We start from the raw sequence: 26,975 nt of genomic DNA on the forward strand, positions 1-26,975 counted from the left end.
CCTTTACCCCGAACGGGAAGGAAAGCGCATGGTGAACGAGCGCCATGGCGGCAGGACCGATTCGTATGCCTCGGAGGGAGCCGCGGAGGATTCCGCCAGCGAAGGCTCCGTGGCCAATGTGCCGCCATGGGCCTGCATGGTGCGCACGATCTGCTCGATGGCCAGGCCGGCGCCGTCGTGTGCCGCGCGCTCCGCGTTCAGCAAGGCGTCGTCGGGCACCGCGTACGCGCGCTGCTCTGTGTCCCAATGTTGTTCGGCGCTCAGGCCGAGGCGTACCGAGCATCCGTCGGGATCATCGCTGATGACGATTTCCACGCGAGCCTCGTCGGAGCGGCATCGCAGCAGATAGGCAAGAATGGATCGGAATGCGGTGGACAGCGCCTCGCTATCGGCATGCACCATGGGACCGCCGCCGGCGCGAGCCTGACCCAAGGACGCGATGCGGTCCTGATCCCGTTGCGGGAACGCCGCGATGACCCGCGTCAGCAGTTCCTGCAATGCCAGGCGGGCATGCTCGGGAGGGGCCTGGCGGCGCGCCTCGCTGGCGCTGGCCAGCCGCTCGAACGTAATGTCCGCCTTGCCGATCTCCGCCACGATGCGTTGGCTGAGCGCGTGGGCCCGGGTAACGATGGCCTCGGGCTGTTCGCCACGCGCGGCATCCTCGTGCAGCAGCGCCGTCTGCGTGGTCAGGCTGCAGGCCAGCGCCAGCGACGTCCGGGTCTGGTCGGCGATCTCGGCCACGGTTTCGCGCAGGAAGCGCATATCGCGCGCCCATTTCATGTCCGCGATGTCGGTGAAGAACCAGATCGCCATGTCCAGGCTGGGATCCAGGTCCGTCCGGGTGGCCAGCACTGAACGGGGTTGTCCGCCCACGCCACGCAGCTCGATGCGTTCCCGCCGCACAGCGGTTTCCGAAGTCAGCAGCGCGTGCGCCGCCGCGTCGTCAGGCAGCGCGAACGCTGTGATAGACACCGGCGTTTCGCCTTCGAGGCAGCGGCCGGGTTCGGCGCCCAGCATGTCGGCCGCGACGCGGTTCATTTCGATGATGGAGCCTTCGCGGCCCACGAACACGACGGCCTGTTCGGTTTCGGCCATCAGGCTCTGCTTGGTCTGCCTGAGCAGATGCTGATCCAGTCCCTCTTCCAACGATGCGATGATTTCCAGGAGATCGTCGGCGTCGGGACCTTTGAACGCATGCGACACGGAAGACTCCACGTCCAGCAGCCAGCGGATCCTGCCGTTAAGGCGGATCGGCACCGTCATGGCCGAACGTAGCGGCCGGGGCGGCCCGGTGTAGTCATTCCTGGGACCGCGGGATCACCCACATCGTCCAGGGACAGCAGTTGCCGTTGCCGCAATGTCTGGCCGAGCATGCCGCGTTCGATGGGTTGCAGGTAGCCTGCAGGCAGGGCGAACTCCGGCGCCAGGCTGTGTTGTGTCACGATCTCGTAGCGGCTTTCCTTGCGGTTCACCCGGAAAAGCGCCACGTAATCCCAGGAGAAGAACTGCGCCAGTCTGGGCACGATGTCCTCCGCGGCCTTGCGCAAGGAAGCGGCCGTCATGATCGTCTGCCGCAATGATTCCGCGAACGCGGCGCGCTCGTCATCGCGCTCCTTCTCGAAGCGCATCAGCACCGGCTCCAGGTCCAGGGCGCGCAGTATTTCCAGGTGGTGCTGGCCATATTGCGCCGCCTGGCGCGAACACAGGCTCAGCGCCGAACTGTAGCCGCCCTGACGGGTGATGGGCAGGGTCACGCTGGCCTGCATGCCCATGTCGCGGTAGCGACGCACCACCTCGTTTGCGGGATCAAATTCCTGGTCGCTGACGAAGCGGTTCATGTCCTCGATCCAGGTCTGTCCGGAATCCAGGAAGGATCGGATCGTGGGCGGCAGTTTCATCCAGCGCGCCGGCCACAGTTCCACCCCTTCCGGGCGTACCGCGATGGCGCGGAACAGCGACACCTGTCGATCGTAGATGCCGAACACGGCATGCTCGAATGGCACCAGCGGGCGGATCTGCTCGAGGATGGCATCGAGTTTTGCACGCCAGCCAGCGATGGCGGGGTCCAGCGCGATGCGCCGGATTTCTTCGCGGGCTGATTCCAACGCCCGCGACTGGATGATGGCAATCACGCCCAGCAATTCGCCATTGGGTGCGGGATCTGGCGTCATCACCAGCTGGAATAGCCTTTCTTCGCCGCCCAGGCCTGGCATGGCGACGATCACGGCCACCATGGAATCGCCTTCCTGGTTGCGGGCGCAGCACCGGATGGCATCGGCGATGCGGGGCGCATCGCTCTTGCGGAAATGGCGGGCCAGCGGCTCGCCGCAAACTTCATCGAGTTTCTGGCCCAATGCGCGCGCCGCTTCGCGGTTGGCGAACCGCACCACGCCTTCAAGATCCAGTCGGAAGACGGCATAGGGCGTGCGTTCGAATCGGCGTGACTCCGCTTTCCTGAAAGGCGTGCCGTCGTTGACCAGCACAACGAGTTCGCCGTTTTCCATTTCGCACAATGGCACCAGTTGTGCCGGCACGGGCGCGCCGTCCCTGGCCTGGTAGATGCCACCCACCGCGCCGCGGCCCATCGTCAGCGGCTCGCCCAGGCCGTAGGCCTCGGAGGCGCTGCGGCCGCGAAACTCCTGGGCGCTGGGGGCGAGGGTATCGCTGACGCCGAGAATTTCTCCGCCCCGGTCCAGCAGAAGGCATGGCACGCCCGCTCGAGACATCAACTGCAGCATTTCTGCCGGGTCACCCGGAATTGAACCGGACGTCGGCACGCGCACTTGCTTGCCATTCTCCAGGTCTGTTTGTGCCTGCGGAATCTCAAACATATCGAAGCCCTCCCTGCCTGCCGCCGTGCATGGCGCGGCTGCCGGCTCAACGCTTGATGAACGCAATGATCTGCTGCTGGGTGCCTTTGTCGTTGTCGAAGCCGCCGTGCGTGCTGGCGGCCACTGGCGGGCTGGCGGATCCGGGCAACGCACTGCCAGCGGGCGAGACGTGCACGGCATCGCAAGGAAGACCGGCGTCGCGGAAATACCGCTCCATCCCCAGCAGCGGCGTGGTGGTGCCCCCTTCGAAGGACTCGCTCACCAGGTATAGCAACGAACGGCGGTACGGGCCGCAGGTGGGATCGTCTTCCTCGGCCCGGTCGGACAGATGGAATTGCTGATAGCGCTTTACCCGGGTCTTCAGGTTTGGAACGACCAGTCTGCGGAAGGTCTCCAAGGTGACTGCCGGCGCCATCAGGTTGAGCGATTCCAGTTCGCCGCCATCGGCCGCCAGCCGGTGCACGAAGTGGCTGGCGACGATGGCGCCCGCCGAATGGGCGACGATGTGCAAGCGCACGTGTCCCTGGCTGACGTGCGCCTTGAAATGCTTGTACAGCATGATCATGGCCGCCTCTTCCTGCGCCATGCCCTTGGGGGCGGGCTCGCTCATGGCCTGGGCGTTCTGCTTCATTTCTCCCCAGATCACCGTGCCGGGCCGCGCCAGCCAGCGTTCCAGGCGCTGGTTCCACCAGCGCTCCAGCCGCTCGCCCAGGCCGCCGGTGGTGCGCGGAACACTGTGGGCGGCATCCTGGATGATGTTCTTCACCGTGGTGATGAAATCCGTCTCCCACATCAGGAAGACCGGGAATATCTGCTTTTCATAGAGCAGCGGTATCCATTCGGCGGCGGCCTCTGCCGCGTCCTCTTCGCCGACCAGTCCACCGTGCGCATAGACGCATACGTCCATGGGTTTGTCTTTCAGGCCCCACTTCTCGCGCGCGGCTTGCATGTGCACGTCCACGATGGCGCGCAGATCATCGGGCGTGGTCCGGAACGCGCCGCTGTTGCTGAGCTTGCCGTTGTTGCCCACATTGACGATGAAGGGAGAGATCTCGCGGTTGCGCAGCACTGTTCCCGCGGCCAGGGTGACTCTTTTTCCCTCGGTGCGCAGCGTGATGCTGTTCGAGATCTTGGTGTGCTCATGCGTGACCACGCCCAGCTGGACCACCCAGCAATCCATGGCGTTGCGCATCCAGTCGTCATAGGTCAGCACCGCCATGCCGTGGGTGCCCCATTCCTCGCCCCAGGAATTCTGGATCAGGAAACCGTCCTGGGTGTAGCCGACGATGACGAAGGCATGGCCGTCCGTTGCGGTGTCCTGTTTGTCGGGTGGAATGATCCAGAAGGGCTGGGCGCCAGGTGTGGACGGCGCCTTCAGCGGGGTGACGCCGTGGCCCTCGTCCCAGCCGGTGTGGCAGCCCGCGCTGGCATAGAGGATGCCGACCTCGTTGAGCGCCGCGTGCATTTCGACGATGTTGCGCGTGTCGATGCGGTAGTAGGCTCCCAGCGGGCGTTTGACGGCATCCAGCCACCAGTCGTCGGCAGTGTCGTTGGCTGCCGCCGGCATGGTCAGGGTCGGAAACAGTTCCTGGGCGCATGCGCCATGCTTGAACCAGCCCTTGAGCGCACCGCGCAGGCTGGATCCGTTGTCATCGACGGATCCGGGAAACTCGTCGTAGCGCCTGGCCATGGAGTACAGCATGAATGGCGAGATGGCCGGGCGCGGTTCGCGCTCCGATTTGCGCAGCAGGTATTCGACCACGGTGGACAGGGCGAAGCCGGTGCAGGCCGAGGTGTCTTCCTGATGCTTCACGGTCAATCCCATTGCCGGAATCATTTCGGTCTTGGGCGTGACCGAGATGTTGGGATGGAACGGGATGTCCCGGCCATCGAACGCGTCCGGCTTGGCCGTGCGGCGAAATGGCAGTACGGGGGGCTGCTTGCGGCTTTTGCGCGCCGCAGCCGGCCGGGGCTCCGATGCCGCGGCCGGCCGCTTTGCCGACGTCTTGCGTGCCGGGGCGGCACGCCCTGCTTGCTTCTTTGCAGCCATGGCGTACTCCAATGGGGAGGGCTTTCAACCCTTCCGCGGTATCGACATGCTGGTAGAGGGCGCTCCCGTCGACGATGAAGTGCGGGGCGGAGCGGTTCTGCCGGAAGGCAGCCATCGCGCCGTGGGCGCTGCTGCCTTCCATGGCGTGATGGACGATCTTATGGGGGCCGCCCAGATGCGGTCCGGGAGGTCCGGAGAGGGGTCGCCAAGTCGCGAACGGACACCGTGCCATTGCTTGTATCCTCGAAACGGGCGGCGTTTTCCAGGCAAGACGACATGACGACAGTGATGATTGCGCCCGTAGCTGCGATATATAGGCGCGCCTAAACCAGATCGCTAGTATCCGAAAGGACTACTCCGTGAACTTGCAATAGTGCATGAGCACTATTGAAGGCTTAGTCCCATGCCGCCGCCAGCCCTTGGGGATTGACTTCGCGGCCGTCGCATTCCAACGCCGCGATTTGCGCCATGTCTTCGTCCGTCAGGCGCAGGTCCTGGGCAAGCAGGTTGCTGGCCAGGTTTTCGCGTTTGGTCGAGGACGGAATCACGGCGTAGCCCAGTTGCAAGGCCCAGGCCAGCGCGACCTGCGCAGGCGTGACGTCGTGGCGTTGCGCGATCTGGCCGATGACCGGATCCTTCAGCACCTTGCCGTAGGCCAGCGTCATGTATGACGTGACCTGGATGCCCTGCTCCTGCAGGAAGGCGGTGAGCTTGCGGTTCTGCAGGTAGGGGCTGAGTTCGATCTGGTTGGTGGCGATCTGTTCGCGGCCCACGGCGGCGATGGCGGCGCGGGTTTCAGCGATGGGGAAGTTGGAAATCCCGATCTGGCGGGTCAGCCCCTGCGTCTTGGCCTCGGCCAGCGCGGTCATGAATTCGTCGATGGAAACGCCGTTGCCGGGGGCTGGCCAGTGGATCAGGGTCAGGTCGACATAGTCGCTGCGCAGCTTGGCCAGGCTATCCTTCAGGCTGGGAATGAGCTTGCCGTGCGCGTAGTTGGGGACCCAGATCTTGGTCGTGACGAACAGGTCGTCGCGACGCACGCCGGATTCGGCGATCGCCTGTCCGACCTCGGCTTCGTTTTCGTAGATCTGCGCGGTGTCGATGGCGCGGTAGCCCAGGTCCAGCGCGTTGCGCACGGAATCGACGACGGTCTGGCCCTGCAGGCGGAAGGTGCCGACGCCGAAAGTGGGGATGCTCATGTGAAACTCCTTTGGGGTCATGGGTCCGGGCAATGGCGCCCGGGAATGCATGCAGTGTGCCCGTCGGATACTTGCGGAAAAAGGCCGATATGCATGAAAGACTTTTGATATACATGCAAAAATGAAGACGACACTCGACGAAATGCAGGTCCGCGGATTCGAGTAAAAGGGGTTCGTCGCATGCGCAATCTGGATTTCACTTCCTGGCAGGGCCTGCTCTCCACGTTGCTGGGGTTGGCGCTGATTACCTTGATCGGCGTCGGTGTGCGCCTGCTGGTCATGCAGACCATCCAGCAGCGCCGCGCCCGCGAGAACCGGCAGATCAACGAACGCCTGCGAACTCTGATCGCGGCGTACAAGACACTGGGCGGGTCGTTCACCGGCAATCTGGCGGTGGATCCCAGGCATCTGCGTGACCTGAAACGCGAGGAGGCGGCGGCCGCCGAAGGCAGTGGGCCCGTGCCGCTGCGGCCCAGCGGGGACCGCGCGCGCCGCATGCGCGACGCCACCGAGGCCGCGCTCTCCGACATCATTCTGCTGGGTACCGAAGAGCAGGTTCGCCTGGCAGCCAAGGCGGCGAGCGACCTGGTCGAAGGACGCCCGGTGCACACGGCCGAGCTGGTGGTGTCGTTGCGTGAATTCATCCGCCGGGTGCTGGACCTGGAGCCGGTGCCGCCCACGCTGGATATTCCCCGGCAAGGCCCGGCGCGGCCGTCTTCATCGGCGCGCGGCAAGGGCTAAGGCGGCGCGAAATCGGGCGCAGGCGGCGGAGAAGGCGGCGCCGGTGGCGGCGGCGTGATGATGGGCCTGGGCCTGGGCGAGGACCGGCACCCGTAGGACAAACGAGGCGCTTGCGGCAAGCCCGTCCGATCTACGATGCGGGGCCGGTGCCGTTCACCGATTCATACACCAGCGTGGCCAGCGTCAGGTCTTCCAGCGCGCTGCCCACTGCCTTGAATACGGTGATTTCCTGGTCGTCGCGGCGACCAGGCAGTTGGCCCGCGGCCAGCTGGTGCAGGTCGCCGCGGATGTCCTCGCGCTTGAGCGTGCCGGCCTCGAAGGCGGCCAGCAGGTCGCCGGATTTGGTGGGCGCCTCGCCGGTGTCCACGTAGACGGAAGTGCCGTCGAAGCAGGCCGCGTCCGTTTCGCGCATTTCGGGTTTGAAGCTGCCGATCAGGTCCAGGTGCACACCGGGGCGCAGCCAGGCGCCGTGGATCAGGGGCACCGTGGACAGGGTGGCGCAGCTGATGATGTCGGCCTGGCGAGCGGCGCTTTCCAGGTCGGCGGCGGCTTGGGCGTCGAAGCCCAGGGTGCGCAGTTCGCCGGCCAGCTTTTCGGCGCCGGCCGGGCGCACGTTCCACACCAGCACGCGCCGGATCGGGCGCACCGCGCGCATGGCTTGCGCCACCAGGCCGGCGATGCGGCCAGAGCCCACGATGAGCAGCGTACTGGCATCGGCCCGCGCCAGGTAATCCGCGCCCAGCGCAGCCGCGCCCGCCGTGCGGTAGACCGTGACGACGTCGCCATCGACCTGGGCAATGGGCACGCCGGTGGTGGCGCTGTACAGGTTATAGGTGGCGTGCAGGCCCGGCAGACCCTGATGGGTGTTTTCGGGGAAGATATTGATGATCTTCACGCCGAAGTAGCCGCGGTCGCTCCAGGCCGGCATGATCAGCGAGGTGCCGTGCGCATTGCCGGACTGGATGGCGTGGACATGCCGGGGTGGCACGGTGGCGCTGCCGCGGAAGGCCTCCCGCAGGGCGGGAATGACGGCGTCGAAGGACAGGGCGTTGCGGGTCTGTTCGGTGTCGATAAAGCGCATGGGTTCTTGCCTGCGGCGGTTCGGTCGATCTGGGGGCCAGCAGGCAGTCTAGCAGCGCAGGCGGCGCCTGCCCGCGCCGCCGCGGACAGGCATGCGTCTTAGTCGATGGCCCCCGTGGGCAGCGGATCGCCCGCCCCGGTCCGCTCGACGATCAGCTTGTAGTGCTGCGGGTTGCGGTGCTTGGCGAAATTGAACACGTGATCGCGGAAGGCCTGGCCCATGGCCAGATCGATGCGGGCGGTGATTACTTCGTCTTCTTCGCCGCTGGAGCGCGCCACGATCTCGCCCGACGGCGCGACGATCATGGAACTGCCGATCATGTGGTGGTCGTCCTCGTGGCCGCACTTTGCCGCGGCGCCGACCCAGACCGCATTCTGGTAGGCGCTGGCCTGCAGCACGATCTCGTGCGTGGTGGTGCGCAGGTGCGCAGGTTCGTTCCAGTGGATGTTCAGGGACGGCGTGTTGTATCCCAGCACGATCAATTCGGCGCTTTGCAGCGACATGACGCGATAGGTCTCCGGCCAACGGCGATCGTTGCACAGGCACATGCCGATCTTCACGTCATTGGCTTCCCACACGCCGAATCCCAGGTCGCCGACTTCGAAGAACTTTTTCTCCAGGTGTTGGAACGGTGCGCCGATCTTGTGGTCCGAATGGCCTGGCAGATGGATCTTGCGGTACTTGCCGATGATCCTGGCGCTGCGGTCAACCAGGATGGCGGTGTTGAATTGGCGGCCTTCCGGTGTCAGTTCGGCATAACCCAGGTAGAAGCCTATGCCCAGTTCGCGCGCGGTATCGAACAGCGGCTGCACGTCTGCGTTGGGCATGCTTTTTTCAAAGTAGCGCTCCACGGCTTCGGCGTCGTCCATCCAGTAGCGCGGGAAGAAGGTGGTGAGCGCCAGCTCGGGAAAGACGACGAACTCCGCGCGGCGCGCGGCGGCTTCGCGCATCATTTCGACCAGGCGGCGCACCACGGCCGCACGCGAATCGGCAAGGTTCACTGCGCCCATCTGGGCGACCGCCAGGCCCATCTTGCGGGCGGGGTATGCATTACTCACGATGTGGATCTCCAGGCTGAAGCCGCAAGCATGCACGCGCGGACTGAAATCCGGAACCGCGGACGGAGCCGGGGCCGCAGGCAGCGCCAAGCTGGCTTTTTTTTGCTAAAGCCATGATTCAGCGGGACATTCGGCCAGCCACGCAGTCAGCATGCGGGCGCCATGCATAACGAGGCGTCATGGAGTCCATGCAAAGTTTTATATCGGGTTTCCCCGTATGCCCGCGCTCAGAGAGCCTTGAAGGTCTTGAGATGGATACTGGTTTCGGTAGCGGCGATGCCTTTGAGCGTGCGCAGGCGGTCCAGGACTTCGGACAGCTGGTCGATCGTGGGCACACGGAGTTCGGCCAGGAGGTCCCAGCGTCCGTTGGTGTCGTGCAGGCCCGCCACGCTGGGCTCGCCCATCAACAGGCTTACGATCTTGCGGGTTTCATGGCCTTCGACGGCGATGCTCATCCAGGCGACGATGTCCTCGGTTTCCACTTCCGGACGCAGCCGCACGGTGTAGCCCAGAATGATGCCCCGCTCTTCCAGTTTCCGGATGCGGTTGTCGATGGTGCCGCGCGAGACATCCAGCTTCTTGGCCAGCGTGGCAACCGACATGCGGGCATCGGCGCGCAACAGCCCCAGCAGGTTCTGATCGAGCGTGTCCATTGTTAAAAGTGCTAATTTCGGCTGTCAGAATGGCAGAATCTTAGCGTTTTGTGTGGATTATTGTCACTATTAATTGGTTTGCCCATCCCCCAGAATTTCTATTCCATAACTCGGGGAGAACAAATTGACGACGCTGCTTTCAACTTCCGACGTGGCGAAGATCGTGGCCTTGCAAGGCCCGCAACAGGTCTTTGCCGGCATGCTGGACTATCTGCTGTCGGACTTTCTTCGATGGCAGGAATTCGACAAGAGCGCGCGGGTCGCCAGCCACTCGGCGACCGGGGTGATCGAATTGATGCCCACCGCCGATAGCGAGTTCTACACCTTCAAGTACGTGAACGGCCATCCCGGCAATCCGCTGGCCGGCCTGTCCACCGTGATGGCGTTTGGCGCGCTGGCGCAGGTCAGCACGGGCGAGCCGCTGCTGATCAGCGAACTGACCCTGACCACCGCCTTGCGCACGGCCGTGACGTCCGCACTGGCGGCCCGCGCACTGGCGCGGCCAGACTCGCGCAAGATGGCGTTGATCGGCAACGGCGCGCAAAGCGAGTTCCAGGCGCTGGCGTTCCATTACATCCTGGGCATCGACACGCTGCACGTCTATGACGTGGACGCAGGCGCCACACGCAAGCTTGAAAGCAATCTGGCTTCAGTGCCCGGCTTGCGCGTGGTGCGCTTCGACAGTGCGGCGGATGCCGTCCAGGGCACGGATATCGTCACGACCGTCACCGCGGACAAAACCTACGCGACCATCCTGACCGCCGACATGGTGGAGCCGGGCATGCACATCAATGCGGTCGGGGGCGACTGCCCGGGCAAGACGGAGTTGCACGCGGATGTGCTGCGCGCCGGACCGGTATTCGTCGAATACGAACCGCAGACGCGCATCGAAGGCGATCTGCAGCAGATGCCGCCGGACTTCGCCGTGACGGAATTGTGGCGCGTGCTGACGGGCCAATCCGCCGGCCGCCAGAGGGCCGAAGAGGTGACGATCTTCGATTCAGTGGGCTTCGCGCTGGAGGATTTTTCGGCTCTGCGCTGGCTGCGCGATGCCGCCGGTCGCCACGGTGTCGGCACCCGTATCGAGGTCGCTCCGCAATCGCAGGATCCGAAAAACCTCTTCGAGGTGGTGCGCGCGGCGCAACCCATGCTGGCGCGGGTCTAGCGTCCCTGCGCCGCTTCTCCGGTTGCTGGCGCCGGCGCGGCGGACCGCGCCGGCGCTTTTCCGATGCCGGCTGCGCAAGCGCCGGCAGCCATCGTCAGGCGCGGCTTGGCGTTTCAACCGGAGGCGTGCCGTCGCGGAACAGCGACTTCAGTTGCGAGCGCAGCTCGGGCGTGTCGGCGTGCTTGTGCACCGTGGTGGCGTGCTGCACGGCAGCTTCCAGCAGTTCGTTTTCGGAATCCGCCGCCAGCGCTACCGAGCAGTTCATCTCGCTGGGGTACTCGCGGCAATCGATGTATTTGCGAGTCATAAGGGTCTCCCTGCGCGCAGGCGGTCAGTGCCTGCGCAAGAGCATCCGGCGCGCGGCGCGGGACGTCCAGGCCGTTGGCGCGTCGCAGCGGCGGGGGCGGTCTGAAAAGTATAGATCTGGCGCGGCGGTTGCGGCGCAAATCGCACGCCGCGGCGCGCACTAGTACGCAGGCACTGGTGCGCAGGCGCTTCAGAAGGTGACGCGCTGCTTCAGCGCCTTGGCGATCATCGCGATGTCGATGTCCTTGCCCGGGTTTTTCAGGCAGAAGTCGTACAGCACGGCGACGTAGGCGTTGCCCAGCAGCTTGGTGATGGTGCCTGCGGTGGTGGCGGCGATGGTGCCGCCCACCGCGCTGCCGGCTCCCGGAATGAACTTCAGCAGTCCCGAGACGACCGATCGCCCAATCAGCGTGGCGGCGGACGCGCCCAACGTGGAGGTGACCAGCGTGGTGATGGCGGTGGTGTCCAGTTCCATGCCGAAGGTGATGCCGATCTTGGCGATCATGCCGACCTGGATGGGCACCAGCGCAAAGGCGTCCGAGAATGGAATGGGTGCGGCGGCGGCCGAGGCGGCCAGACCGGCGGCCACGTTGACCTCTATTTCAGCCCGCTTTTTTTTTACTTCCAGGGCTTTCTTGTTGCGCGTGGACAAAGCGTTGGCGTAGGCGCGTTGCTGCGCCTCGGGAATGTGCAGGGCAGTGGCTTCGATCAGGTTGTCCAGCCCCATGGGCGGCAATTCCGCGTCCAGTTCTTCGATCCATTCCGGCAGCGCGCGCACGGCGACCACCTGCTTGGCGCGCGGCAGCAGCTTGCGCGCTTCGTCGACAAAGGGACTGTTCTTGCGCGCCTTGGTGAGCACCGCGACGACGGGGATACCGGCGTTGGACAACATGTCGCACAGTTCGATTTCCGCGTCTTCGACGCGATGGCTGCTGTCCTGGATGCAGAGCCAGGCCACATGCAGATGCCTGTCCTGGTCGTCGGAGGCGGAGCGTTCCTGGATGAGGTCGGCCAGTTGCTGGCGCGAACGCTCGTAGTCGCCCACTTCCAGGCCCCGCGTGTCGATAATGGTGAGCGGGTGGCCGGCGCGGGTGAATTCCTGGGTGCTCTGGGTGACGGGTTTGCCTGCGCCCGTCTTGGCCAGGTCGCCCCGGAACACGGCGTTGATCAGCGTGCTCTTGCCCACGCCTGTCTTGCCCGCAACCAGGATGTTCACGCGGCCCGCGCCGCGCGTGGCGGTGCTGATGGCGTCCGCGATGGCGTCCTGCAACTGGGGCGTGTCCATGCGGGGTGTGCTCATGAGGTATGTGGGAAGAAAGGCATGGGACGATTCTAGCGAGAAATGCGGGCTGCCATCAGACGCCGCCGGTCACGCCGTAAAGATGGCCCGATTCGGGGAACGCCCGCGTCCGGACCTCTCCCGCATAGGTTTGTGCCGCCTGCTGGATGCGGCCCGCCAGATCGTCATAGCGTTTCACGAAGCGCGCCGTGCGTTCGAACATGCCCAGCATGTCGTCCACCACCAGCACCTGGCCGTCGCAGCGGCCCGAGGCACCTATGCCTATGGTCGGGCAGGCGACCGCCTCGGTGATCGAGGCCGCCAGGGGTTCGACCACGCCTTCGATTACCAGAGAGAACGCGCCCGCATTGGCGATCGCCTCGGCATCCGCGGCGATGCGGGCGTACTCGGCTTCACCGCGGCCGCGTGCGCCATAGCCGCCGAGTATGTTCACGGCCTGCGGCGTCAGGCCCACGTGGCCCATGACCGGAATGCCGCGCGCAGACAGGTACGCGACGGTCGGCGCCATGCTCTGGCCGCCTTCCAGCTTGACTGCGCCCGCGCCCGTCTCCTTCATGATGCGCGCCGCCGAACGGAAGGCCTGCTCGGGGCTTTCCTCATAACTGCCGAAGGGCATGTCGACGACGATCAGCGCGCGGCGCGCCCCGCGTACCACTGCGGCGCCGTGCGCGATCATCATGTCCAGCGTGACGGGCACGGTGGAAGGCAGGCCGTAGACCGTCTGCGCCAGGCTGTCGCCCACCAACAGGGCGTCGCAATGCGGATCCAGCAATTCAGCCATGCGCGCCGTGTAGGCCGTCAGCATCACCAGGGGTTCCTGGCGCTTGCGGGCCCGGAAGGCGGGCACCGTCAGGCGGGGCGGGCTGCCCGTAGCCGCGGCGGCGTTCAGGGTGGCGGTCGTAGACATCGAAATCCTTCCTATCCAGGGGTTGCAGTACTTGAATCGGGATATTGCGATACCCGCATCGTAGCGGAAGCCCGGCGCGCGGCCGCAAGGCGTCGTGGACGCAGGCACCAAACGGCCGCTTTTAGTGTGAACAGGCTCTAACCTTTGCCGCAAAACGTAATCGGAATCTGGAGGGCACATTGCGCCGCGCTCTGTGGAAACTGCGTTCAATGTATTTGGGGACGTTTTGCAGTGTCCGCAAAAGCGTTACATCTTCACGGGTTCTATCGCGTTTTCGGACGAATGCACTGCGTAGAATTTGCCGCTCATCAGGTTATTTCGCGGCTTCCGCGCAACATTGCTCATGCATAGTCCCGGGCTCATTCCACGCTTGCTGCGTTCTCGCCCGCTGACCAAGGGCCTGCGCTACTTCTATCGGCACACGCGGCCCGCAGCATACCGACACAACGAAACGCTGTGGCCTTTCGTGACCGTGCAGCGTGATTCGCAGGAGCGGCTCGCGGGTTGCGAACTGCGCGGGGTGCAGGGACCTGGGACTACTCCGCTTGAACAATTGCCGCGCGGCATTGCCGGCGACGCCCACCTGATACTCAGCGGCCCTTCCGTCGCCCAGATCGACTATGCGCGTTGCCGGCTGGACGTGACGATGGGAGTCAATGGCTCGATCGCGCTGCGGCGGCAGCATCCGTCCTTGCGCTTCGACTACTACGCGATGCTGGATGCGGGTTTCGTCAACCGCAGGCGCGAGCTGGTGGCGGAAGTGCTGGCGCAGGATCTGACGTTGTTCGTCACACCCGAGGTCTACCGCTGGATCGGCTTTCTGTTCGACAGCAGGGCCGTGCGCTGCCGCATCGCGCTATTCGAGGAAGTGCACCAGCGCGCGCTGCAGCCCCGCGCGCGTCCCGAGGAGCTGGAGGCGCGGCTGGCAGGCGATCCGGAACTGGTGCTGTTTGACGCGCGCAATCCCGTGCATGCGCACGGCTTCAGCCTGGATCCGCCGCGCGGGCTGTTTGGCGGCGGCACCGTAGCCTACACGGGCTTGCAGCTGCTGGCGTGGCTGGGCGCGAAGACCATTTACCTGCACGGCCTGGACCTGACGGCTTCTGCGGGACCCCGATTTTATGAAAGCGCGGCATCGCAGCTATCCACCGCGCTGGACCGGCAATTCTCTGGACACATAGAACCTGCGTTTCGGCAAGCCAGCAAGCTGCTGGGCGAACGCGGGGTCAAGGTCTACAACCTGTCTTCCGCCAGCCGGCTGGGAGACGACGTGTTCGAGAAGCGCGACTGGAGCTGCCTGCTGCCCGCGCAGCAGATTTCGAATGTGACTCTATGAAGATTCTGTACACCAATTTCCACCAAGGCGACGGCGGTGGCCACACCACCTACGTGATGTCTCTGGCGCGCATCCTGTGCGAAAAGTCGCAAGTGACCGTCGCCGCGCCTGCCAGCAGCCGCTTGCTGGCCGAGGCCGCCGCTCTGCCCGGCGTGCGCACGCTGGCCCTGGAGTTCAAGGGCCGTCTGCTGCAGCAGCTGCGCGCGCTGCGCCGCTTGCGCGCATTGTTGCGAGAGGAGCACTTCGACGTGGTCCACGCCAATGGCTCAGCCGATCACCGCCTATGCATGCTGGCAACAGTGGGAATGGGCGCCAAGCGCCCTTTCATGGTCTACACCCAGCATAATGACCGCAGCGCCAACAGCCTGGGTGCGAGGGTCCGCGCCAAATGGGGTACGAACCGCGTCATCTGCGTGTGCAGCCATACATTCCGACGCATGAAGCAGTCCGTCTTTCGCAACGAAGACCTGCGCATGGTCCACAACGGCGTGGATACGGAAAAGTGCAGTCCGGCTTCGCGCCGAGAGGCGACGCAAGCGCGCGACAGCCTGCTTCCCGACGGCATGCAGGGCCGGTTGGTCATCGGCAGCAATGCCGGCACGGCCGTCTACAAGAATTGGCTGGACATGGTGACCGCCGTGTCCATGTTGCCTGAAAGCCAGCGGCGGCAAGTGGTGGTGTTGATCGCGGGCAAGCTGCCGGATGCGGACCAGTTGCGGCGGGTCGCCGAGCTCGGCATGTCGGACCATGTGGTATTCACCGGGTTGCTGGACGACGTCGGACCCTTCCTGTCGGCGCTGGACGTAGGCTTCGTGCTGTCGTCAAGGCTGGAGACGATATCCTTCGCCTGCCGCGAGATGATGGCGGCCGGCAAGCCCGTGATCGTCAGCGCCGTGGGCGGATTGCCCGAAAACGTCACCGATGGCCGCGATGGCTGGGTGGTGCCGCCGGCTTCGGTGGACAGCCTGGTGCAGGCCTTGTCGAAGATCCTGGAAAACCGCGAGGTCTTGCGCGTCATGGGCGCCGAAGCGCGCAGCACGGCGCTGCGCGAGTTCTCGTTGACGACGTTCGTCGGCAAGACGGAACGCGTCTACCGGGAAAGCGGGGCGCAGCCGGCCTAGCCGCCGCGCCCGGCGTTCACCGCTATTCGCTGTACGTCTTGGTGCTGTACAGGCTGGTGGGCAGCAGGTTCAGCACCGGCAACCCGCTGACCGGATCTTTGGCCTGTTTGTCGATATAGGCCTGGAGCACGTCGGCGTCCAGCACGCCGATATCCTGCCGGCGCGAGGCCGGAACGTTGGCCAGGGTCTTGTAGCCATCGCCGCCGGTGGCATTGAAGCTCAGCACGAACAGCTTGTAGCTGCGGCTCGCGTCCAGCGGCACCCAGTTGCCGCTGGCCTGGTCCCGGACCTCGACGTTCGACACGCGGTTGCCTTGGGCCTGAGCCGCGTTCACGTCCCAACGCAGGCCGCCAGCATACGGATACGGGCCGGTGGAACCGCCTGCGCCATAGACGGCCTGCATGCCGTCTTCAAGCATGCTCTTGACCTCGGCGCCGGTCACGTCCAGGCGCCAGAGCATGTTGCCGAATGGCACCACCTCGATCACGTTGGCCGCGGTCACGTTGCCCAGCAGCGGCACGCGGACGCCACCCCCGCTTTGCAGCGAGATGTCGGCTCCGCCATAGCTGGCGTTGGCCACGTCCAGGTAGGCCTGGGCCACCAGTTGCTGGATGTCGCCGCCGCGCAGGCTGACGCTGCCCAGGGTGTTGCAGGCCGCGCTGGAGCGGCTGTAGTCGCGCGAACCGGGGCCGCCCGGCACGCGGCGGGAGCATAGCTCCTGCGGCACTGACGCAACCAGGCTGCGGCTGAACTGATCGACCTTGGCCTTGAAAGGTTGCAGCACGGCCATGGACGGCGCGTCCGGCGTCTGCATGCGCAGGAAGCCGCTGGCCTGTACGTCGGCCTGGATCGCGGCTTCGTCGGCTGCCGAGGGCGCGACGCCGGCCACTTTCAGCGGGCCGTCCATCAGTACATGAGGCGTACCCGCGCAGGCGGTGACGTCGCCGTTGGCGTCGAAGCTCACCTTAAGCTCGCCGACTACCTGCGAATACTCCCAGGCCTGCACCAGGCATACACGCTTGCCATCCTTGTCCTGCAGCACGGTGGGGTAGGCGCCTGCGGGCGTGCCCACGCCATAGTCCGCCATGGAGGCGGGACCCAGCAGGGTGTGAGAGTCGCCACCCACGACGACGTCTACGCCGCTCAGTTGCGCAATCACCTGCTTGTCGTAGTCGTAGCCGATGTGGCTCATCACCACGATCTTGTTCACGCCCTGCGCGCGCAGCGCATCGATCTGTTGTTGCGCCGCCGCCGTTTCGTCCGAGAACACGGTGCCGGTGTCCGGGCTGGACGACTGCTGGGTCTTGGCGGCGATGGTCAGGCCGACCAGGCCGATGTCCTGGCCGTCGCGCTTCAGGATCACGGCCGGCTTGACCATGCCGGGCGCGCGCGCCGGATTCAGTGCGGAGTTGGCGGCGAACGTGACATTGGCGCTAAGCACGGGTGTCTGGCAGGCGCCCGTGTGCAGCAGGTCAATGAAGCGCTTCAGGCCGCTATCGCCCTTGTCGAACTCATGGTTGCCCAAGGTCATGGCGTCGAAGCAGACCGTGTTCATCATCGCCGCGTCGGCCTCTCCCGGCTCGCCGGCGCGGTTGAAGTACAGCGTGCCGGTGGTGGCGTCGCCCGCGTGCAGCTTGAGGACGTTGGCCGACTGCGCCGCCAGCGCGTTGATCGCGCCGGTCACACGCGGAAAACCGCCGGTATCGGCATTCACGGCGACGCGCGAGCCGGAAGCGGTCTTGAGCTTCAGGTCTTTTTTCTTGCTGTCCAGGTTGGAATGATGATCGTTGATGTGCAGGATCGTCAGTTCCATCGGCCGGCCGGGCGCCGGCTGCTCGGGTTGCTCGACTGGCGTGTCGTCGTCATCGTCACTGCCGCCGCAGCCAGCCAAAAGCGTCAGGGCGCTCAGCATGGCCGCGCCCGCGTTCCTCTTCCACGTGTTCATTCGCGTGTGTCCCTCTGTCATCGGAGGGCGAATGGTCGCGGGTCAAGATGACGCAGAAATGAATGACAGTGCTGTCATGTCGCGTGCGACATGTCGCACGCCTGTCATGCAAACGCAACGGGCCCGGCGCATGCCGCGCCGGGCCCGTGTTTGCTACTGGGCTCTTAGAAGTGGATGACGGTGCGGATCGATTTTCCTTCGTGCATCAGGTCGAAGGCTTCGTTGATGCGCTCCAGCGGCAGCGTGTGCGTCACGAACGGATCCAGGTCGATCTTGCCGCTCATGGCGTCTTCGACCATGCCGGGCAGTTGCGTGCGGCCCTTCACGCCGCCAAAGGCGGAGCCACGCCAGACGCGGCCGGTAACCAGTTGGAACGGACGGGTGCTGATTTCCTGGCCAGCCCCGGCCACGCCTATGATGATGCTCTCGCCCCAGCCCTTGTGGCAGCATTCCAGCGCGGCGCGCATCACGTGCACGTTGCCGATGCACTCGAAGGAGAAGTCCACGCCGCCGTCCGTCATTTCGACGATGACGTCCTGGATGGGCTTGTCGTAGTCCTTGGGGTTGATGCAGTCGGTGGCGCCCATGGCGCTGGCCAGCACGAACTTGTTGGGGTTGGTGTCCACGGCGATGATGCGGCCGGCCTTGGCCTGCACCGCGCCCTGGATCACGGCCAGGCCAATGCCGCCCAGGCCGAACACGGCGACGGTATCGCCTTCCTTGACCTTGGCGGTGTTATGCACCGCGCCCAGGCCAGTCGTGACGCCGCAGCCCAGCAGGCAGACCTTTTCATGCGGAGCGGCCGGGTTGATCTTGGCCAGTGAGATCTCGTTGACGACCGTGTATTCGCTGAAGGTCGAGCACCCCATGTAGTGGTAGAGCGGCTTGCCTTCGTAGCTGAAGCGCGAGGTGCCGTCGGGCATGACGCCCTTGCCCTGCGTGGCACGCACTTTCTGGCACAGGTTGGTCTTGCCGGACAGGCAGAACTTGCATTCACGGCATTCGGCCGTGTAGAGCGGAATGACGTGGTCGCCCGGTTTCAGCGAGGTGACGCCTTCGCCGACTTCCACCACGACGCCGGCGCCTTCGTGGCCCAGCACTGCGGGGAACAGGCCTTCAGGGTCGTCGCCGCTGAGGGTGAACGCGTCGGTGTGGCAGACGCCGGTGTGCGTGATCTTCACCAGCACTTCGCCGCGTTGCGGCGGCGCGACGTCGATTTCAACGATTTCCAGCGGCTTGCCGGGTCCGAATGCGACTGCTGCGCGTGATTTCATAGCTAGGCTCCACGAATGTCAGGTGGCGTTATTTCAAATAGGAACGGACCAGGCGCATCAGGAGGTCGATCTCCGCTTCGGGCTCGATCCTGGCGTCCTGGCGTCCGGCCTGGGCGGATTGGAGGAAGGTTTCACGGAGATGGCTTTCCAGTACCTCTGCCATCAGGCCGGTGGCGGCGCCGCGCAGGGCGGCCAGCTGCTGCAGCAGCGCGCCGCATTCCGTGCCCTCGTTGACGGCGCGCTCCAGCGCCAGCGCCTGGCCCTGGATGCGGCGCAAGCGCGTGACGACGCGTTTTTTCTCTTCCGGGGAGTGCGGCACGGCGGGCTCCGATAAATACAGGGGGGGAGTATAGAAAATCTGGCTTCCCACGTCCACTACGGTACTCCCATGCAGAAGGCCGTCTGTACCTGTCTATACTAGGCGCTGACCGCCATCCGTCGCCTGGCGCCGCACTACAGGATCTCTCGTGGCCTCCAATCCTCCCAAATTGCCCATTCAAGCCAACGCGCCGCCTGCTCCGCTCTATGCGCAGGTCAAGCAGATGATCGCGCAACAGATCCGCAGCGGCGCGTGGCCGGAACATTACCGGGTGCCGTCGGAAAGCGAACTGGTCGATGAACTCGGCTTCAGCCGCATGACCATCAATCGCGCCCTGCGCGAACTGACGGCTGAGGGGCTGTTGGTGCGCATGCAGGGCGTAGGTACTTTTGTTGCCCAGCCCAAGGCGCGGTCGGCGTTGTTCGCCGTCAACAACATCGCCGATGAGATCGCCGCGCGCAACCACCGCCACCACAGCCGCGTGGTCCGCCTGGCCGAGGAGCCCGCAGGGCCCGAACAGGCGCTGGCGCTGGATATCCGCGCCGGGCAGCCGGTGTACCACTCGATCATCGTGCACTACGAAGACGACGTGCCGATCCAGTTGGAAGACCGGTACGTCAATGTGGGCCTGGCGCCCGATTATCTCAAGCAGGACTTCACGCATAGCACGCCATACGAGTATCTGACGCGGGTGGCGCCGCTGAGCGAAGGCGAGCACGTGGTCGAGGCCATTCTGGCCAAGCCACGGGAATGCCAGCTGCTGCAGATCGAGCGCGACGAGCCCTGTCTGCTGATCAGCCGCCGCACGTGGTCTGGCGATCGCGCCGTTACCTTGGCCCGGTTGATCCACCCGGGCTCCCGCCATCGCCTGGAAGGCAAGTTCACCTCATGAAGCAGCCAGTCGTTCATCATTACCGCGCCGCCGACTACCCGCGCATGCCCTGGCGCAATGGCGGGGGCACCACGCAGGAAGTCGCGTGCAATCCCGGCGGCAGCACCGCGTCGTTCGATTGGCGCCTGTCCATCGCGGACGTCGCCCAGGACGGCGGCTTTTCGTCCTTCGCGGGGTATCAGCGCATCATCACCGTGCTGGAGGGCCGAGGCATCCAGCTCACCGTGGACGGTAACCCGCAAGCGCCGCTGGCGCCGCGCCAGGCCTATGCCTTTGCGGGCGATGCGCAAGTGCAGTGCCGCTTGCTGGATGGGCCGATCCGGGACTTCAACCTGATCTATGCGCCCGCGCGCTTCCATGCCCGGCTGCAATGGGTGGCGGGCGCTGCGCCGTGGTCCTTTCATAGCGCCGCGCGCAGCGTGTTGGTGTTGACGGCGGGCGAAGGGCTGGCGGTGCGCATCAATGACACGCTGCATGCGCTGCCCTCGCGCTACGACTGCCTGCATATCGAGGCGTCGGACGGCTTGGCCGAATACAGCCTGCAAGCCCAGGGTGCGCTGGACGCCTGCGTGATCGAATTGTTGCCCCGCAACGCCTGACCCTGCCTGGCCGCCCTGGACGGCCGTCTTCGCCTGCCCTCAAGAAAGCCGGAACGCCAGTCGTCCCGGCTTTTTTTATACGGGAAATCCCTAGGGAAATTTGACTCATACATGCTTGTATATACAAGCATAGGCATCCTATGATGCAGGCATGCGCCGCGCCCGTATCGGGCGCGCAACCGAACCGATCAAGGAGAGTCTCTTGGAACATTCGAACCGATACCGCGACGTGGTCATCCGCGCGCCGCGCGGCACGCAACTGAACGCCAAGAGCTGGCTGACCGAAGCCCCCTTGCGCATGCTGATGAACAACCTGGATCCGGATGTGGCCGAGAACCCCCGGGAACTGGTGGTCTATGGCGGTATCGGCCGCGCTGCCCGCGACTGGGACTGCTACGACAAGATCGTCGAGTCGCTCAAGAACCTGAACGAGGACGAAACCTTGCTGGTGCAGTCGGGCAAGCCCGTGGGTGTCTTCAAGACCCACGCCAACGCGCCGCGCGTACTGATCGCCAACTCCAACCTGGTGCCGCACTGGGCTACCTGGGAGCACTTCAACGAATTGGACGCCAAGGGTCTGGCCATGTATGGCCAGATGACGGCCGGCAGCTGGATCTACATCGGCAGCCAGGGCATTGTGCAAGGCACCTATGAAACCTTTGTCGAAGCAGGCCGACAGCACTATGACGGCAACCTTAAGGGCCGCTGGGTGCTGACGGCGGGCCTGGGCGGCATGGGCGGGGCGCAGCCGCTGGCCGCCACGCTGGCGGGCGCGTGCTCGCTGAACATCGAATGCCAGCAGGCCAGCATCGACTTCCGCCTGCGCACGCGTTATGTGGATGAACAGGCGCAAGACCTGGACGACGCGCTGGCGCGCATCGCCAAGTACACCAAGGAAGGCCGCGCCGTCTCCATCGCCCTGTGCGGCAACGCTGCCGAGATCCTGCCCGAGCTGGTGCGCCGCGGCGTACGTCCCGACATGGTCACGGACCAGACCAGCGCGCATGATCCGCTTAACGGCTATCTGCCGGCCGGCTGGACCTGGCAGGACTACCGCGCGCGCGCCAAGCGCGAACCGGCCGCCGTCATCAAGGCGGCCAAACAGTCGATGGCCGTGCACGTGCAGGCCATGCTGGCCTTTCAGCGGCTGGGCATACCCACCTTCGACTATGGCAACAACATCCGCCAGATGGCCAAGGAAGAAGGCGTGGCGGACGCGTTCGACTTCCCCGGCTTCGTTCCCGCCTACATCCGGCCGCTGTTCTGCCGCGGCGTGGGACCCTTCCGCTGGGCCGCGCTGTCGGGCGACCCGCAAGACATCTACAAGACGGACGCCAAGGTCAAGGAGCTGATCCCCGACGACGCCCACCTGCACCGCTGGCTGGACATGGCGCGCGAGCGCATCAGTTTCCAGGGCCTGCCGGCGCGCATTTGCTGGGTGGGGCTGGGCCAGCGCGCCAAGCTGGGACTGGCATTCAATGAAATGGTCCGCACGGGCGAACTGTCGGCGCCCATCGTCATCGGCCGCGATCATCTGGATTCCGGCTCCGTCGCCAGCCCCAACCGTGAAACCGAATCCATGCGCGACGGCTCGGACGCCGTGTCCGACTGGCCGCTGTTGAACGCGCTGCTGAACACCGCCAGCGGCGCCACCTGGGTGTCGCTGCACCATGGCGGCGGCGTGGGCATGGGCTTCTCGCAGCACGCCGGCATGGTGATCGTATGCGACGGCACGGACGCGGCCGCGGAGCGCATCGCCCGTGTGCTGACCAATGATCCGGGCACGGGCGTCATGCGCCACGCCGATGCCGGATACGAAGCCGCCATCGAATGCGCGAAGGAGCAGGGCCTGAATCTGCCCATGCTTGCCGGCAAGCGTTGAGACGGCGCTGCCAGAACCAGCGGGCGCAGGCGGCGCCCGCGCCCGTCCACACGCCATGATCGAGGCAATGCAATGACCCAGGACAGCGACGCAGTACGGGGGCCGCTCATTGAGCGGCGCTCGATCGATTTCATTCCGGAAGAGGAACGCCACGGCAAGCTCTACAGCCAGTTCACGCTGTGGATGGGCGCCAATCTGCAGATCACTGCCATCATTACCGGAGCGCTGGCGGTAGTGCTGGGCGGAGACGTGTTCTGGTCGCTGATAGGCCTGTTGGTCGGGCAACTCTTCGGCGGCGCCGTCATGGCGCTGCACGCAGCCCAAGGCCCCAAACTGGGGTTGCCGCAGATGATATCGAGCCGGGTGCAGTTCGGCGTCTATGGCGCCGCCATCCCGATTGCGCTGGTGTGCCTGATGTACCTCGGCTTCACGGCAACGGGAACGGTGCTGTCGGGCCAGGCCCTGGGCCAGTTGTTCGGCGTGAGCGATACCGCCGGCATCCTGATCTTCGCGGCGGTGATCGTGGCGGCGACGCTGTTTGGCTACCGGATGATCCATATCATCGGCCGGATCGCGACCGTGCTGGGCATCATCGCCTTCTTCTACCTGTTCAGCCGCGTGATCACCGTGGGCGACGTCGGCAAGCTGCTGCAGATCCGCCATTTCACCTGGAGTTCCTTCCTGCTGGCGGTGTCCTTGTCGGCGTCCTGGCAGATTGCCTACGGTCCTTACGTGGCGGATTATTCCCGCTACCTCCCCAGCCGGACTTCTTCCCTCAAGACTTTCCTGGCAGTCGGTCTGGGTTCGGTGCTGGGCGCGCAGATCGCGATGGTGCTGGGCGTATTGGCCGCGGCAATGGCGGCGGGCCAGTTCGCCGGGCGCGAGGTCGCCTATATCGTGGGACTGGGCGGCACGGGAACCATGGCGGCGCTGCTGTATTTCATTATCGCGTTCGGCAAGGTCACGATTTCGACGCTGAACTCCTACGGCAGCTTCATGTGCATCGCGACCATCGCCAGCGGCTTTCGCGGACATGTGGAGATTTCGCGCCGCCAACGCGCGCTGCTGGTGCTGGTGATCGTTGCGGCGGCGACCTGCGTGGCGCTGATCGGGCAGCATTCCTTCCTTAACGCTTTCAAGTCGTTCATCCTGTTCCTGCTGGCGTTCTTCGTGCCGTGGAGCGCGGTCAATCTGGTGGACTACTACTTCGTGAGCCGCGAACAATACGACGTGCAGGCGCTGTCGGATCCGAACGGCCGCTACGGCCGCTGGAACTGGCCGGGAATTTTGATCTACCTGTTCGGGGTGCTGGTGCAGATGCCCTTCATCTCGACCAAACTCTACACTGGCCCGATGGTCGAGCGGCTTGGCGGTGTGGATATCTCATGGATTATCGGCCTGGTCGTGCCCAGCATCCTTTACTACCTGTTCGCGCGTCGCAATACCCGGCCGCAAGCCCGTGGCGCGTCGCGAACGCCCGTATCGGCCGGCACGCGTTGACCCCCAAACCGCCTAGGAGACCCGGAATGGAATTGCATCTGAAACCCGGCAGCATGACGCTGGCCGACCTGCGGCGCGTTTACCAGCAGCCCGTGTGCGTCACCCTGGATCCCGCCGCGGCCGGTCCTATCGAGGCCAGCGTGGCCTGCGTCGAGCGCATCATTGCCGAAGGACGCACCGCCTACGGCATCAATACCGGATTCGGTCTGCTGGCGACCACGCGGATCGCGCGCGAGGACCTCGAAGCCCTGCAGAGTTCGCTGGTGCTGTCGCATGCGGCCGGCGTGGGCGAGGCGCTGGACGACGCGATGGTGCGGCTCATCATGGTGCTGAAGATAAACAGCCTGGCCCGGGGATATTCCGGCATTCGCCGCAAAGTCATCGATGCCTTGATCGCCTTGGTGAACGCCGAGGTCTATCCGCATATTCCGCTGAAGGGATCGGTGGGCGCGTCGGGCGATCTTGCGCCATTGGCGCACATGTCCCTGCTGTTGTTGGGCGAGAGCAAGGCGCGCCACCGCGGCGCCTGGCTGCCCGCTCGCGAGGCGCTCGCCCACGCGGGGCTGGAGCCCCTGACACTGGCTGCCAAAGAGGGGCTGGCGCTGCTTAACGGCACGCAGGTCTCGACCGCCTACGCGCTGCGGGGCCTGTTCGAGGCCGAGGACCTGCTGGCAGCCGCGCTGGTCTGCGGCAGCCTCAGCGTGGAAGCTATGCTGGGTTCGCGCGCGCCTTTCGACGCCCGCATCCATGCCGCGCGCGGCCAGCCGGGCCAGATCGATGTGGCTGCCGTGTATCGCGACCTGCTTACCGAGGACAGCGAGGTCGGCCATTCACACGCAAACTGCGACAAGGTCCAGGATCCCTATTCGCTGCGTTGCCAGCCGCAGGTGATGGGGGCCTGCCTGACGCAGATACGCCATGCGGCACAGGTACTCGAAATCGAATCGAATGCCGTCTCCGACAATCCCCTGGTGTTCGCTGAACAGGGCGACGTGGTCTCGGGCGGTAACTTCCATGCCGAGCCAGTGGCCATGGTGGCCGACAACCTGGCGCTGGCGCTGGCCGAGATCGGAGCATTGTCCGAACGGCGAATTTCACTGATGATGGACAAGCATATGTCGCAGCTGCCGCCGTTCCTGGTGAGCAATGGCGGCGTGAATTCCGGCTTCATGATCGCCCAGGTGACGGCCGCGGCGCTGGCCAGCGACAACAAGGCGCTGGCACACCCCGCCAGCGTGGACAGTCTGCCTACGTCGGCCAATCAGGAGGATCATGTGTCCATGGCTCCCAATGCCGGCAAGCGGCTCTGGCCCATGGCGGAGAACGTGCGCGACATTCTTGCGATCGAGTGGCTGGGCGCTTGCCAGGGCCTGGACTTCCGCCAGGGCCTGAAAACGGCGCCCAAGCTGGAAAGGGCCCGCAGCCTGCTGCGCGAGAAGGTGGCGCATTATGAACGGGACCGCTTCTTCGCACCCGATATCGAAGCCGCGAGCCAGCTCATTGCGGCGCAAGGACTGACGGCGCTGGTGCCGGCGGGCCTGTTGCCCAGTCTTTGAATCCGCCGCGGCGCGCATCAGGAGCAAACGCATGAGACAGGTCTGGCGCAATTGCCATGTCGCCACCATGACAAACGGCAAGTATGCCGTGATCGAACACGCGGCCATCGTGACGCGGGGGGATCGCATCGAGTGGATCGGCCCTGAAGCGCAGACGCCGTCGGCGGACACGGCGCGCGCGCACGATCTTGGCGGTGCCTGGGTCACGCCGGGGTTGATCGACTGCCATACCCATCTGGTATTCGGCGGCAACCGCAGCCAGGAGTTCGAGCAGCGCCTGGAAGGCGTGGACTATGCCACCATCGCCGCGCAAGGAGGTGGCATCGCCAGCACCGTGCGAGCGACTCGCGCCGCCAGCGAGGACGAGCTTTACGACAGCGCGCGCGTAAGGGCGCTGCATCTGATGCGCGACGGCGTGACGACACTGGAAGTGAAGTCCGGCTACGGGCTGGACCTGCCGAACGAACGCAAGATGCTCAGGGTGGCGCGGCGACTGGGACAGACGCTGCCGCTGACGGTCAGCGCGACCTGTCTGGCCGCCCATGCGCTGCCGCCGGAATACGCGGGGCGCGCGGATGACTACATCGAAGAAGTCGCGCGCCACATGTTGCCGGTGCTTGCGGCCGAGGGCCTGGTCGATGCAGTCGATGCATTTTGCGAGCATCTGGCCTTTTCGCCGGAGCAGGTGGAGCGGGTGTTTCGCGCGGCGCGTGAACTGGGCCTGCCCGTGAAGCTGCACGCCGAACAATTGTCGCCGCTACACGGCGCCACGCTGGCGGCACGGTATGGCGCCTGGTCGGCGGATCACCTCGAACACCTGACCGAAAGCGACGTGCTGGCGATGGCGCAGGCCGGCACCGTGGCGGTTTTGCTGCCCGGCGCGTTCTATGCCTTGCGCGAGACACAGTACCCTCCGATAGACCTGTTGCGCCGCCATGGCGTGCCGATCGCGATTTCCAGCGATATGAATCCCGGCACTTCACCCGTGTTGTCCTTGCGGCTCATGCTCAGCATGGCCTGCACGCTGTTCCGGCTGACGCCGGAAGAGGCGTTGGCAGGCGCTACCGCGCACGCGGCGAAGGCGTTGGGCCTGCAGGCCACCCATGGCGTGCTTGAAGCGGGCAAGTACGCGGACTTCGTCGCATGGGATGTGCAGCATCCCTCCGAGCTGGCCTATTGGATAGGCGGAGATTTGCCCAAGCGCGTGATCCGACACGGCGTGGAGGTCGACGCCGTGTCGCTGTTCCGGGGCTAGGGCCC

22 protein-coding genes and 1 pseudogene are annotated in these 26,975 nt (G+C 65.1%); 10 read left to right on the forward strand and 13 right to left on the reverse strand.

Translation table 11 applies throughout. The features are described from left to right. Positions 1-3 precede the first annotated feature (3 nt). The 4 genes from CEY08_RS30125 to dkgB all read right to left on the reverse strand — a co-directional run bounded on the left by CEY08_RS30125 (position 4) and on the right by dkgB (position 6,080). On the reverse strand, positions 4-1,263 hold the full coding sequence (locus CEY08_RS30125; RefSeq protein ID WP_076817046.1) for a hypothetical protein: 1,260 nt from the start codon (positions 1,261-1,263) through the stop codon (positions 4-6). Next, positions 1,260-2,831 (reverse strand): PAS domain-containing protein, encoded by a 1,572-nt coding sequence (locus tag CEY08_RS30130; RefSeq protein WP_076817048.1) that lies wholly within the window; start codon positions 2,829-2,831, stop codon positions 1,260-1,262. Before CEY08_RS30130 ends, CEY08_RS30125 begins: the two co-directional genes overlap by 4 nt. A 46-nt stretch (positions 2,832-2,877) precedes the next feature. Then, positions 2,878-4,881, reverse strand: coding sequence for a C1 family peptidase (locus CEY08_RS06995; RefSeq protein ID WP_076817050.1), 2,004 nt, complete (start codon positions 4,879-4,881; stop codon positions 2,878-2,880). Positions 4,882-5,276: 395 nt separating this feature from the next. Next, entirely contained in the window at positions 5,277-6,080 is an 804-nt protein-coding gene (dkgB, locus tag CEY08_RS07000; protein WP_076817053.1) for a 2,5-didehydrogluconate reductase DkgB, read from the reverse strand. Between the two features lie 180 nt (positions 6,081-6,260). Here dkgB and CEY08_RS07005 point away from each other — a divergent pair. Then, positions 6,261-6,917: pseudogene (locus CEY08_RS07005) on the forward strand (hypothetical protein). A gap of 34 nt (positions 6,918-6,951) precedes the next feature. Here the strand turns inward: CEY08_RS07005 and lhpI are convergent. The 3 genes from lhpI to CEY08_RS07020 form a co-directional block, all read right to left on the reverse strand. Then, a complete protein-coding gene (gene lhpI, locus CEY08_RS07010) occupies positions 6,952-7,902 on the reverse strand; it encodes a bifunctional Delta(1)-pyrroline-2-carboxylate/Delta(1)-piperideine-2-carboxylate reductase (protein ID WP_063639247.1) in 951 nt (316 codons plus the stop codon). Between the two features lie 98 nt (positions 7,903-8,000). Continuing rightward, a complete protein-coding gene (locus CEY08_RS07015) occupies positions 8,001-8,933 on the reverse strand; it encodes an N-carbamoyl-D-amino-acid hydrolase (RefSeq protein WP_170946319.1) in 933 nt (310 codons plus the stop codon). A gap of 254 nt (positions 8,934-9,187) precedes the next feature. After that, complete coding sequence (locus CEY08_RS07020) at positions 9,188-9,613, reverse strand: Lrp/AsnC family transcriptional regulator (RefSeq protein WP_042795652.1); 426 nt, start codon at positions 9,611-9,613, stop codon at positions 9,188-9,190. Between the two features lie 124 nt (positions 9,614-9,737). On the opposite strand from CEY08_RS07020, the gene CEY08_RS07025 reads away from it, so the two are divergent. Next, on the forward strand, positions 9,738-10,778 hold the full coding sequence (locus tag CEY08_RS07025) for an ornithine cyclodeaminase (RefSeq protein WP_063961300.1): 1,041 nt from the start codon (positions 9,738-9,740) through the stop codon (positions 10,776-10,778). 94 nt (positions 10,779-10,872) lie between these two features. On the opposite strand, the gene CEY08_RS07030 is transcribed toward CEY08_RS07025, so the two are convergent. The 3 genes from CEY08_RS07030 to panB all read right to left on the reverse strand — a co-directional run bounded on the left by CEY08_RS07030 (position 10,873) and on the right by panB (position 13,291). After that, positions 10,873-11,085, reverse strand: coding sequence for a DUF1059 domain-containing protein (locus CEY08_RS07030; protein WP_042795650.1), 213 nt, complete (start codon positions 11,083-11,085; stop codon positions 10,873-10,875). Between the two features lie 189 nt (positions 11,086-11,274). After that, entirely contained in the window at positions 11,275-12,384 is a 1,110-nt protein-coding gene (locus CEY08_RS07035) for a YcjF family protein (protein ID WP_063639249.1), read from the reverse strand. 55 nt (positions 12,385-12,439) lie between these two features. Then, on the reverse strand, positions 12,440-13,291 hold the full coding sequence (gene panB / locus CEY08_RS07040) for a 3-methyl-2-oxobutanoate hydroxymethyltransferase (protein WP_042795648.1): 852 nt from the start codon (positions 13,289-13,291) through the stop codon (positions 12,440-12,442). 343 nt (positions 13,292-13,634) lie between these two features. Between panB and CEY08_RS07045 the strand changes: the two genes are divergently transcribed. Next, positions 13,635-14,627 carry a hypothetical protein gene (locus tag CEY08_RS07045; RefSeq protein ID WP_042795646.1) on the forward strand — a complete coding sequence of 331 codons (993 nt, stop codon included), beginning with the start codon at positions 13,635-13,637 and terminating at the stop codon, positions 14,625-14,627. Beyond that, entirely contained in the window at positions 14,624-15,748 is a 1,125-nt protein-coding gene (locus CEY08_RS07050; RefSeq protein ID WP_076817055.1) for a glycosyltransferase family 4 protein, read from the forward strand. Before CEY08_RS07045 ends, CEY08_RS07050 begins: the two co-directional genes overlap by 4 nt. Positions 15,749-15,770: 22 nt before the next feature. Here the strand turns inward: CEY08_RS07050 and CEY08_RS07055 are convergent, their stop codons facing one another. From CEY08_RS07055 to CEY08_RS07065, 3 genes are all read right to left on the reverse strand, one after another. Continuing rightward, on the reverse strand, positions 15,771-17,693 hold the full coding sequence (locus CEY08_RS07055) for a bifunctional metallophosphatase/5'-nucleotidase (RefSeq protein ID WP_076817058.1): 1,923 nt from the start codon (positions 17,691-17,693) through the stop codon (positions 15,771-15,773). A gap of 164 nt (positions 17,694-17,857) precedes the next feature. Continuing rightward, complete coding sequence (locus CEY08_RS07060) at positions 17,858-18,967, reverse strand: S-(hydroxymethyl)glutathione dehydrogenase/class III alcohol dehydrogenase (protein WP_042795643.1); 1,110 nt, start codon at positions 18,965-18,967, stop codon at positions 17,858-17,860. Positions 18,968-18,995: 28 nt separating this feature from the next. Beyond that, positions 18,996-19,286, reverse strand: a complete 291-nt coding sequence (locus CEY08_RS07065; protein WP_076818082.1) for a metal-sensing transcriptional repressor — start codon at positions 19,284-19,286, stop codon at positions 18,996-18,998. Between the two features lie 148 nt (positions 19,287-19,434). On the opposite strand from CEY08_RS07065, the gene hutC reads away from it, so the two are divergent. From hutC to hutI, 6 genes are all read left to right on the forward strand, one after another. Then, positions 19,435-20,178: a histidine utilization transcriptional repressor HutC gene (gene hutC, locus CEY08_RS07070; RefSeq protein WP_170946313.1), complete on the forward strand. Its 744-nt coding sequence runs from the start codon at positions 19,435-19,437 to the stop codon at positions 20,176-20,178. After that, entirely contained in the window at positions 20,175-20,777 is a 603-nt protein-coding gene (locus tag CEY08_RS07075) for a HutD/Ves family protein (protein ID WP_063639253.1), read from the forward strand. The genes hutC and CEY08_RS07075 overlap by 4 nt, the downstream gene beginning before the upstream one ends. 151 nt (positions 20,778-20,928) lie before the next feature. Continuing rightward, complete coding sequence (gene hutU / locus CEY08_RS07080) at positions 20,929-22,659, forward strand: urocanate hydratase (protein WP_372341480.1); 1,731 nt, start codon at positions 20,929-20,931, stop codon at positions 22,657-22,659. Between the two features lie 72 nt (positions 22,660-22,731). Continuing rightward, positions 22,732-24,159 carry a purine-cytosine permease family protein gene (locus tag CEY08_RS07085; protein WP_063639255.1) on the forward strand — a complete coding sequence of 476 codons (1,428 nt, stop codon included), beginning with the start codon at positions 22,732-22,734 and terminating at the stop codon, positions 24,157-24,159. 26 nt (positions 24,160-24,185) lie between these two features. After that, positions 24,186-25,715 (forward strand): histidine ammonia-lyase, encoded by a 1,530-nt coding sequence (gene hutH / locus CEY08_RS07090; RefSeq protein ID WP_076817060.1) that lies wholly within the window; start codon positions 24,186-24,188, stop codon positions 25,713-25,715. 31 nt (positions 25,716-25,746) lie between these two features. Next, a complete protein-coding gene (hutI, locus tag CEY08_RS07095; protein ID WP_076817063.1) occupies positions 25,747-26,970 on the forward strand; it encodes an imidazolonepropionase in 1,224 nt (407 codons plus the stop codon). Positions 26,971-26,975: the final 5 nt, after the last annotated feature.

Source organism: Achromobacter insolitus, assembly GCF_002209555.1.
GTDB lineage: Bacteria > Pseudomonadota > Gammaproteobacteria > Burkholderiales > Burkholderiaceae_B > Achromobacter > Achromobacter insolitus.

Bases quoted from the DNA above. Each gene is read 5' to 3' on its own strand.
- CEY08_RS30125 (WP_076817046.1), bottom strand. From the start codon at position 1,263: ATGACGGTGCCGATCCGCCTTAACGGCAGGATCCGCTGGCTGCTGGAC.
- CEY08_RS30130 (WP_076817048.1), bottom strand. From the start codon at position 2,831: ATGTTTGAGATTCCGCAGGCACAAACAGACCTGGAGAATGGCAAGCAA.
- CEY08_RS06995 (WP_076817050.1), bottom strand. From the start codon at position 4,881: ATGGCTGCAAAGAAGCAAGCAGGGCGTGCCGCCCCGGCACGCAAGACG.
- dkgB (WP_076817053.1), bottom strand. From the start codon at position 6,080: ATGAGCATCCCCACTTTCGGCGTCGGCACCTTCCGCCTGCAGGGCCAG.
- lhpI (WP_063639247.1), bottom strand. From the start codon at position 7,902: ATGCGCTTTATCGACACCGAACAGACCCGCAACGCCCTGTCCTTCGAC.
- CEY08_RS07015 (WP_170946319.1), bottom strand. From the start codon at position 8,933: ATGGGCCTGGCGGTCGCCCAGATGGGCGCAGTGAACCTTGCCGATTCG.
- CEY08_RS07020 (WP_042795652.1), bottom strand. From the start codon at position 9,613: ATGGACACGCTCGATCAGAACCTGCTGGGGCTGTTGCGCGCCGATGCC.
- CEY08_RS07030 (WP_042795650.1), bottom strand. From the start codon at position 11,085: ATGACTCGCAAATACATCGATTGCCGCGAGTACCCCAGCGAGATGAAC.
- CEY08_RS07035 (WP_063639249.1), bottom strand. From the start codon at position 12,384: ATGAGCACACCCCGCATGGACACGCCCCAGTTGCAGGACGCCATCGCG.
- panB (WP_042795648.1), bottom strand. From the start codon at position 13,291: ATGTCTACGACCGCCACCCTGAACGCCGCCGCGGCTACGGGCAGCCCG.
- CEY08_RS07045 (WP_042795646.1), top strand. From the start codon at position 13,635: ATGCATAGTCCCGGGCTCATTCCACGCTTGCTGCGTTCTCGCCCGCTG.
- CEY08_RS07050 (WP_076817055.1), top strand. From the start codon at position 14,624: ATGAAGATTCTGTACACCAATTTCCACCAAGGCGACGGCGGTGGCCAC.
- CEY08_RS07055 (WP_076817058.1), bottom strand. From the start codon at position 17,693: ATGAACACGTGGAAGAGGAACGCGGGCGCGGCCATGCTGAGCGCCCTG.
- CEY08_RS07060 (WP_042795643.1), bottom strand. From the start codon at position 18,967: ATGAAATCACGCGCAGCAGTCGCATTCGGACCCGGCAAGCCGCTGGAA.
- CEY08_RS07075 (WP_063639253.1), top strand. From the start codon at position 20,175: ATGAAGCAGCCAGTCGTTCATCATTACCGCGCCGCCGACTACCCGCGC.
- hutU (WP_372341480.1), top strand. From the start codon at position 20,929: ATGCGCCGCGCCCGTATCGGGCGCGCAACCGAACCGATCAAGGAGAGT.
- CEY08_RS07085 (WP_063639255.1), top strand. From the start codon at position 22,732: ATGACCCAGGACAGCGACGCAGTACGGGGGCCGCTCATTGAGCGGCGC.
- hutH (WP_076817060.1), top strand. From the start codon at position 24,186: ATGGAATTGCATCTGAAACCCGGCAGCATGACGCTGGCCGACCTGCGG.
- hutI (WP_076817063.1), top strand. From the start codon at position 25,747: ATGAGACAGGTCTGGCGCAATTGCCATGTCGCCACCATGACAAACGGC.